Source organism: Pedobacter sp. (genome assembly GCF_035566355.1).
Lineage (GTDB): Bacteria > Bacteroidota > Bacteroidia > Sphingobacteriales > Sphingobacteriaceae > Pedobacter.
The window spans coordinates 1-8,290 of sequence record NZ_DATMRL010000297.1 but is presented as its reverse complement, the minus strand read 5'-3'; the positions used below and the strand labels follow the sequence as shown (position 1 = coordinate 8,290).

General features: G+C 39.7%; 7 protein-coding genes. 5 read left to right on the top strand and 2 right to left on the bottom strand.

Annotated features, from left to right (window positions below):
• The 3 genes from VNZ46_RS11830 to VNZ46_RS11820 all read left to right on the top strand — a co-directional run.
• Positions 1-1,400 (top strand): outer membrane beta-barrel family protein (locus VNZ46_RS11830; RefSeq protein WP_325560347.1); only part of this gene is annotated, 1,400 nt, incomplete at its 5' end.
• Positions 1,397-1,627, top strand: coding sequence for a hypothetical protein (locus tag VNZ46_RS11825; protein ID WP_325560346.1), 231 nt, complete (start codon positions 1,397-1,399; stop codon positions 1,625-1,627). The genes VNZ46_RS11830 and VNZ46_RS11825, both read left to right, overlap by 4 nt.
• A 217-nt stretch (positions 1,628-1,844) precedes the next feature.
• Positions 1,845-2,336, top strand: coding sequence for an OmpA family protein (locus VNZ46_RS11820; RefSeq protein WP_325560345.1), 492 nt, complete (start codon positions 1,845-1,847; stop codon positions 2,334-2,336).
• A 69-nt stretch (positions 2,337-2,405) separates the two neighbouring features.
• Here VNZ46_RS11820 and VNZ46_RS11815 read toward each other — a convergent pair whose 3' ends face one another.
• The gene (locus tag VNZ46_RS11815) at positions 2,406-3,182 is read right to left on the bottom strand and encodes an HAD-IIB family hydrolase (RefSeq protein WP_325560344.1); all 777 of its coding nucleotides are present in this window, start codon (positions 3,180-3,182) and stop codon (positions 2,406-2,408) included.
• 220 nt (positions 3,183-3,402) lie between these two features.
• Between VNZ46_RS11815 and VNZ46_RS11810 the strand changes: the two genes are divergently transcribed.
• On the top strand, positions 3,403-5,340 hold the full coding sequence (locus tag VNZ46_RS11810; RefSeq protein WP_325560343.1) for a tetratricopeptide repeat-containing sensor histidine kinase: 1,938 nt from the start codon (positions 3,403-3,405) through the stop codon (positions 5,338-5,340).
• On the opposite strand, the gene VNZ46_RS11805 is transcribed toward VNZ46_RS11810, so the two are convergent.
• Positions 5,337-7,793 (bottom strand): YfhO family protein, encoded by a 2,457-nt coding sequence (locus VNZ46_RS11805; protein WP_325560342.1) that lies wholly within the window; start codon positions 7,791-7,793, stop codon positions 5,337-5,339. The genes VNZ46_RS11810 and VNZ46_RS11805 overlap by 4 nt on opposite strands.
• A 129-nt stretch (positions 7,794-7,922) precedes the next feature.
• On the opposite strand from VNZ46_RS11805, the gene VNZ46_RS11800 reads away from it, so the two are divergent.
• Positions 7,923-8,290: peptidylprolyl isomerase (locus VNZ46_RS11800; RefSeq protein ID WP_325560341.1), on the top strand; the 368-nt coding region annotated here is incomplete at its 3' end.

The following is an 8,290-nucleotide window of genomic DNA, read 5'->3' as shown; positions in this document are numbered from 1 at the left end:
AGATCAATAGCCAGTGGATGGACGGCCATAATAAACAACCGCTTTGGAAAGCATCAACTTATACAGAAGGGAAGGAGCGTTGGACAGATTTGCTGTATAATATAAATTATACGCACAAGTTTTCTGCAGAAGGACATGAGCTTAAAGTGGATTTGGACTATGTTACCCATTTTTCGAAAATGGACCAGCAACTCGATACAAAATATACAGATGCTTTTGGGACTGCTATGCGCATGCCGGGGTCTAGACGTGGGGATATTCCTTCTAATAATGATATATACGTTGCCAAAATAGACTATGTTTTGCCACTCAAATCATCTTCTAAAATAGAAATGGGATGGAAAGGCAGTTTTGTACGGACTGAAAATGATTTGCATTATGATACGCTTCAAAATCATCAATATGTACCTGATGCATTAACCAGTAACTATTTTATTTATAAGGAAAATATACAGGCAGCTTATGTTAATCTTAAAAAGGAATGGAAGGGCTACCATTTTCAAATAGGCATGAGAGGGGAGTACACTTCAACAAATGGACATCAGATTACTACAGATTCCTTACAAAAAAGGCACTATTATAAATGGTTCCCAGGTATTTTTATAGGTCGTCAGATTGGAGAGGCACATAAGGTTCAGCTGGGATACAGCCGAAGGATCCAGCGCCCGGGTTACTGGGACCTGAATCCATTTCGAGTGTATACAGATCCTTTCTCTTTTTATGAAGGAAATGCTTATCTGAAGCCGGCAATGGTCAACACTTTTGAGTTTGGATACCATTTTAGGTCCCGTTATTTTGCTACCTTAAACTATAACCATACCAGCGATGTGATAGGAGAAAAAATCGGCCTGGAAGATCCTGGACAGGTTACTTTTGAACGGCCGGACAATCTTGGAAACTACAATAATTACGGAATAAGCTTCACTGTCTCTACCAGTGCAGGCGGATGGCTGACAGGAAGTCAGTTTCTGAACCTATATCACAATTCATTTGATCTAGAAAGTAGCCAGGGTATAATCAAGCATTCAGGAAATACAATTGCATTAAATAGCCAGAACACTTTAATACTGGGGAAAGGATGGAAAGCAGAATTGAGTGCATTTTACCAAAGTGCTGAGGTATCCGGAACCACAAAAACTAAAGCTTATTCCAATATTTCCGCCGGCCTTCAAAAGGAGGTGCTGAAAGGAAAAGGAAATGTCAAGCTGATGATGAATGATATCTTCCGTGGAAATCGTCCGAGGCAGTTTATGTTCTATGAACAGGTTTCTTCCTATAGCAGACGGGATAATGACAGCCGGTATGGAATTCTGTCTTTTAGTTATCATTTTGGTAAAAAAGGTAAATATACTGCAGAGCGTACAACCGGAAGTGAAGAATTGAAAGGAAGGTTAAAATGAGAGATATAACTGATAACCTGAATGTGATGGAAAGGACCGTGTATCTTTACCTTCGCAATTGTGGTGGAGAAATTGATGCAGAAACGCTTTGGCTGGAGCTCAAGAAAAGGGGAGAGATTCTCAGTATTGGTTCTGTATATCTAAAGCTTAAGAAACTGGAAAATGATGGACTCATAATTCGAATTCATGCCAGAGGGAGAAAGTTTGTATATAAATGTAAGATCTGATGGACGACTATTGTTGTTCCTCCCTATTGAAATTTCCGTTATCAGAGATAAAAAAACTGATGTGCATATAAGTTCGTGTTAAATATTTCGTTATAAATGGTATCATTACAGATACATTTTTATATTTTGCGTATAGTTTTATATACTCAAAGAACACAACAAATAACACAAATAAACACAAATGAAAATTTCAAGAACCCTAGTATTACTAGCCGTTATGGGATCATTATCCTTAACCATGTATTCCTGTAAAACAAAGAAGGCTGTAGCAAAACCAGCTCCTGCCCCGGTTGCACAAACACCTCCGCCGGAAGAAAAGAAACCAGAACCTCCTGTGCAGGAACCTGAAAAACCAGCGGAAGTTGAAAAACCAAATTATAACTTCAGCAATATCCAGTTTGAATTCAATTCAGACGTTTTGAAAACAGAGTCTATTCAGGCTTTGGACCATGCTGTTGCGGAAATGAGAAAAGATTCTTCTGTGAAATTCATTTTGAACGGTAATTCATCTGCTGAAGGAACGCCTGAGCACAATATGTCTTTATCTGTTGATAGAGCTAATGCGGTTAAGTCCTACCTGGTAAATGCAGGTATCAGTGCCTCCAGTTTTACTGTAAAAGGTTTTGGTGCCACTAAACCAATTGCCTCCAATAGTACAGATGAAGGTAAAGCACTGAACAGAAGAGTAGAGATTAAAGTAGTTCAATAGAAATACTTTGTTAATAAATAAACCGGCATGGAGAGGGATAATTTTTCTGATCATGCCGGTTTATTATTTTTAATTGCCATAGGAAATTTCTGTTTTAGCAGATCCGAGACAGGCAATGATTGCTTCAACTACTCTTTTGGTCTCTTCCGGATCTTTTACCTGAATGCAATCTGCACCGGTTGTACGTGCGGGATGGTCATTTCCTCCTTCAAACAAGGCATCGCCCATAAACAGCATTTCTTCTATAGAAATATTCAAAATATCCCTCAATTTATATATTCCGTAAGCTTTATCGATTCCAGGTTTGGTCACATCTATAGAAGTAGCACCACCAAGTCTTACCGAAAACTCCGGAATCAGCTGATCGAGCAGTATTTTTATTTTCTGCCGTTTAGCAAAGTCAGGATCCCAAGCTTTTTTTGGTTCAAGCGGAGCTTGCTGTCCAAGCGCTGAAAAAGTGATTTGGCTTCCCCGGTCTTCTATCTGTTCGCCCCAGGTTTGCGTTGCTTTAAAGCCTGACTGCTGCAAGGCTTGATCCAGGGCGCTGACAATCTTTTGTTTCTCCATATCTGTAAAATCTTCTGCGTATAATTTCTTCCAACCGGAGGAACGGTGCTGATAAAACTTTGTTCCGCAGGTGGGTAGAATAGATAAGTTGTCGAGGTTGCTCCCAGGGGATAAATGGGATATAACCTGTTTTTCGAATTGAGGCCAGTCTCCCCCCGAAATTACTGCTACATCAGCGATATTCAATAATTTGCTAAAAAGCGTGGCCATTTCTTCATCCAATGCGGCTTTACTTTCTGCAAGTGTACCATCAAGATCAAAAACGAGGAGTTTCTTCATCAGCATAGAGTTATAGTAAAGATTGATGATGATTTCATCATCAATCTTTACTATAACGGCAATAAACGGTTTTGGTTTACATTCCTTAGAAAATTAATCGTCGTAGGAATGTTTGAAAAATATTTATACCATAAAGAATGTTTAAACTATAATTATCAGAAGTTGTTATTTTGAAAAAATAATAATTTAATTTAGTATTAATGAATCAATTCCTGATCCTATGAAAAGCTATAGCTTCTACCTGTTTCTAATGGCATTTTGCTGCATGGCTTGTGGTTATACCACTAAAAGGAAGGCTGAGCAGGAAATACCTGGAAAGGTCATTCAAAAGATTGGATCAGATCAGCAAAAAAGCCATTTTTATTTGAAAACAAGACCAGATTCGGCACTGCATTTTGCTCGTGAGGGCTTATTGATGGCAAAAAAATGGAGTTATTTACCTGGAGAAGCACGCATGTTGTGTAGTTTGGCTGCAATAAATGAAGAGTATAGCAATTATTCCTTGGCCATCGTTTACCAAAAACAGGCCATCCCGCTTTTCAATAAAAGCGGATATAGAAAGGAGTTGGCAGGTGCCTATTTGCAACTTGGTTTATTACAAGCTAAACAAGGAGAGATTAATCCTGCGTTAGAGGCAATGAGATCGGGCCTTCGTCTATATACCTTAATGGCCGATACGTCTGGATTGATCAAAAGTTATATGAACCTTGGTGAAGTTTATGAACTTAACCATCAATTGGATCAGGCTACTAAATTTTATGTTCAGGCAGAACAATTGAATAAAGATAAACCAGTCTCTGACGATTATTTTAATTTGCTGAATCATCTAGGGAAATTGCATACTAAAAAAGGTGATCATCAGCAGGCCTTAGCCTATTATAAAATTGGGGTGGCAAAAAGTGATGATCCAAATTTCAACAAATATCATGTAAGGTTTTTGCAAAAGACAGGAAAGGTTTTGGATTCCTTGGGTCGAAAAAGAGAAGCTTTAGATTATCACCGCAAGGGACTGGAAAAAGCGAAGAAGCTGAATCTGAGGGAAGAAGAAGCTCGTTCTTTGTTAAATCTTGCCAAATCAGTGAAGGAAGAGGACGCCCAGGAAAGTGTACTTCATTTAAGAAATGCACTTTCCATTGCCAGAAGTATTGGAAATAAACAATTGTCGGCCGAAATCTACCAAAGTCTCTCTGATCTGTATAAACAACAATCCAGGTATTCAGAAGCATTGAATTCATTAGAAGAGCATCATAGGCTGATAGACAGTTTGGTCAACGCAGATAAAGCAAACCGTTTATCTGTTTTGCAATCCAGTTACAAGATTGCGGAATCCAGAGTTCGTATTGAAGATCTCGAACTGGTTAATCAGGAGAGGACTTATGAACGAAATATAGGAATAGGGGTTGCTGTGGCAGCTTTACTGATTTTATTAATCCTTTGGTTTTATTTCTACAAAATCCACCAGTTGAACAGAAGACTTGAGGAGAGCAATATGGTAAAAGATAAATTGTTTTCCATTATTGGCCACGACCTTCGTAATCCTATTGGTGGAATTACACAGCTGCTGGCGGTGATGGATGAAGAAAAATTAAATCAGGAAGATCTTCAGCAAATGATTTCAGCTATGCGTAAGCAAGGTGATATTACCCTGGAAATATTAAATGCGCTACTGAACTGGGGAGAAGCCCAGATCAAAGGTATTCATGTTAAGGCCTCTGCATTTAATCCTGAATTGGTTGTTCGCAAAAATATAGAGGCATTGCAAAAACAAATAGAGGATAAAGAACTGCTGGTCATTAATCTTGTTCCAGCTACACTGAACATTACTGCAGATCCAAATCACTTTGATTTTATCATCAGGAATCTGGTCTCTAATGCCATTAAATTCAGTCCGGTTCAGGGAAAAATTGAGGTTAAAGCGGATGTAGAAAATACTGGCAGGGTCCTGTTTTCCGTTAAAGATGAAGGAAAGGGCATCAGTAAAGAACAGCAGGATTTATTTCTGAAAAGCAATATGGATATTTCCTATGGTACGAGAGGGGAAAAAGGAACGGGTATAGGGCTTATGCTTTGTAAAGAATTTGTGAAATCTAACCAGGGTAAAATTTGGATAGAAAGTGAGCCGGGAAAGGGCTCCACCTTCTATTTTTATGTGAATTAAGCCTTATCGGTTTTCCCGGATTTCTTTTCTGAATACAGAGATGCAACTAAAGCCAGCACAAGTAATACAGAACCCGCTAAAGAAATCTTCTCTCCGGTATAATAGGAAGCCGGATGAAAAACGAATTCAATTTTATGACTGCCTGCAGGAAGCTGCGCTGCCCGTAAAAGATAGTCTGCACTAAAATAGGGTTTTTCCTGACCGTCGATCAGCATTTTCCACCCCTTGTCATAATAGATTTCTGAGAAAATAGCCACCTGAGGTTTGGAATTATTGCTTTGATAGATCATGTGGTCAGGAGCATAACTTGTCAGTTGAATCAGATCACCGGGAGCAGCTTCCGTAGTAGGGCTTGTAATCAAAGATTTGTATTTTTCATTGACAATAGCAAGCTCTTTAGGGTTAAAGTTGTTTAACCCTTGCATTTCCTGATCCGGATTTTGTACGTATTTAATGTTTTTAACAAACCAGGCATGTCCACAAGCGTCAGGATTAACCTGTACATCAGGAATTTTGGTTTCCGGATTGTTGTGGATGAGGTACTTCGTATTGAGCATGCTCAGTACGCCAGGATTTATTCCTTTAGAGAATTGAGCTTGCACCAATTCATCAAAACGTTTTAAGCGGGCAGCTGAATAACCGCCAATAGATTTGTGAAAATAAGGGGTAGTGGCATCGCTCAAAATATTCTCGGTAAGATCTATTACTTTATAATCTGGATCTTTGTCTTTTAAAATGATTTCATCAACGGCCCTTGGTTTGGGTTGTTCGATATCTTGTTTGGAGACGAAGCTGTCCTGATTAAGATAGCGTTTATCCACTGTCCACATATCTATAGTAACCAAAACAAGAAAACCTGCAGATAGCAATGTTGCATTCAGCTTATCTTTTAGGTAGGCCCATAGGAGTCCAAACGCGACAACGATAAAAAGAAAGGAACGGAGCGCATCTGCCTTGGCGGCGGCAGTTCTGTCTTCAACTAAGGCATTACCAAAGGAATTGGCTGTAGAGGCATCAATTTTCAGCATCTGTGACAATTGGCCGATAAACTGCTCATGGTTGTTGCTTTTAAAGGAAAGCAGTAAGCCGGGAACGATGGCAATGATCAGACTCAGCCCTCCAGCGATATAAAAAGCTATTTTAGTTTTCTTGAACAGTTCAGTTTTGTTTTTATTGGTGATGATTTCGTTAACAGCCAGCAGAGCCAGTATAGGGAAACATAAACCTGCTACTGCAAGTATAGATTCAACGGCTCTGAATTTGTTGTACAAAGGGAAGTAATCGAAGAAAAGATCAGAAACCAGTGGCCAGTTTTTACCAAAAGATAAAAGCAGGGTGAGAATAACAGTTGCCAGTAACCACCATTTTAAATGATTTTTAACGATAAACAAGCCAAGTACAAATAAGAAACAAATGGCGGCTCCAAAATAGAATGGGCCTTCCGTAAAAGGTTTGTCTCCCCAGTACATTGGCATTGCGTTGGCAATATATTGCGCTTGTTCCGGATCAGCACCTACCCCTGTTAGGGCTTTAATTACATTTGAATCTTTATTTTGTGAACCCCTGGTACTGCCACCATAAGCGTTTGGGACAAGAAAGGTAATGCTCTCTCCCAAGCCCTGGCTCCATTGATAAGCATACTCTTTATCCAGCCCATTACTTGGTTCCTTCGTGGTAGTCAGGTTGGATTTGCCGCGGATGGAGTCTTTTCCATATTCATATGTACTCCATAAAGTAGATGCATTGACCGCCACAGCAAGTAAGGTTGCAACGGCAAGATACCCCATGGCTTTTCCAAAATTAGCGGTTGTTTTTTGCTTTATGGCATGATAAAGTTCAATGCCAACCAGTACCAGCAATGCCAGCAAGAGGTAATAAGTCATCTGAATGTGGTTCGCCCTGATTTCCATAGCAAGGAACAAAGCGGTTAATGCGGCTCCGGTAAGATACCTGCCTCTGAATGTCAAAAGGATACCTGCTAGAACAGGGGCGAAAAAGGCGATAGCAAAGGCCTGATTGGCATGGCCTGCTACAAGTAAAATTATATTATAGGAAGAAAAAGTAAAAGCGATAGCGCCTGCTGCTGCCAGCCAGGGATTAAGCTTAAGGACACAGAACAGTAGATAGGCGCCGAGTAATAAGATTATAACAATACCAGCTGGTTTTGGAAAAGTATAGTTGATAGCGTTTACAATCCAGGAAGTCAGATTAGACTTATAAGGTGCCCATATCTGATAAGTTGGCATTCCTCCGTGAATCTGGTTTGTCCAAAGTATGGTTGTTCCCTTCGCCTTGTAAGCGTTGATTTCTGTTTGTGTAGATTGTGCTCTGGTCACATCATTCTGTCCGAGTGTTTTTCCCTCGAAAACGGGATTAAAGTAGACAAAGCAAATGGCTAAGAATAGAGTAATGATAATGAAGTGGAGGCTGTTGTGCTTAAACCAGTTGTTCATTCCTGTGTTTTTTTAAGGGATTATAATCTATGGGGGCTAAATATAAGATTAAGTTATATAAGCTGTGGAAAAAATAAAGCAAGACTGTTATATTAGTATTTCCAACTATTGTTACTCTAAATCAGAATCATGAAAACACTTGCACTTTCTTTCCTCTTCATGCTCTTTATCTGTTCGCTGAAAGCTCAGTCGACTTTTGTGCGGCTGGTAACCAGTAAAGGCGATATTACCCTGATGCTGTACGATCAAACACCTAAGCACCGGGATATGTTTTTACAGGCCATTAAGGATGGAACTTATAGCGAGGCTGCCTTCAACAGGGTAATTAAATCCTTTGTTAGTCAGGGAGGTGAACTGGATGAGGTGATTCTGGACCGAGAGAAGCAACACCCTGAAAACGCACCAAAGCGTTTGTCGGCAGAGATTAAGCCAGGTCTTTTTCATAAAAAAGGGGCTCTTGGTGCAGGAAGAAACGATAATCCGGAGAAGAGTTCGTA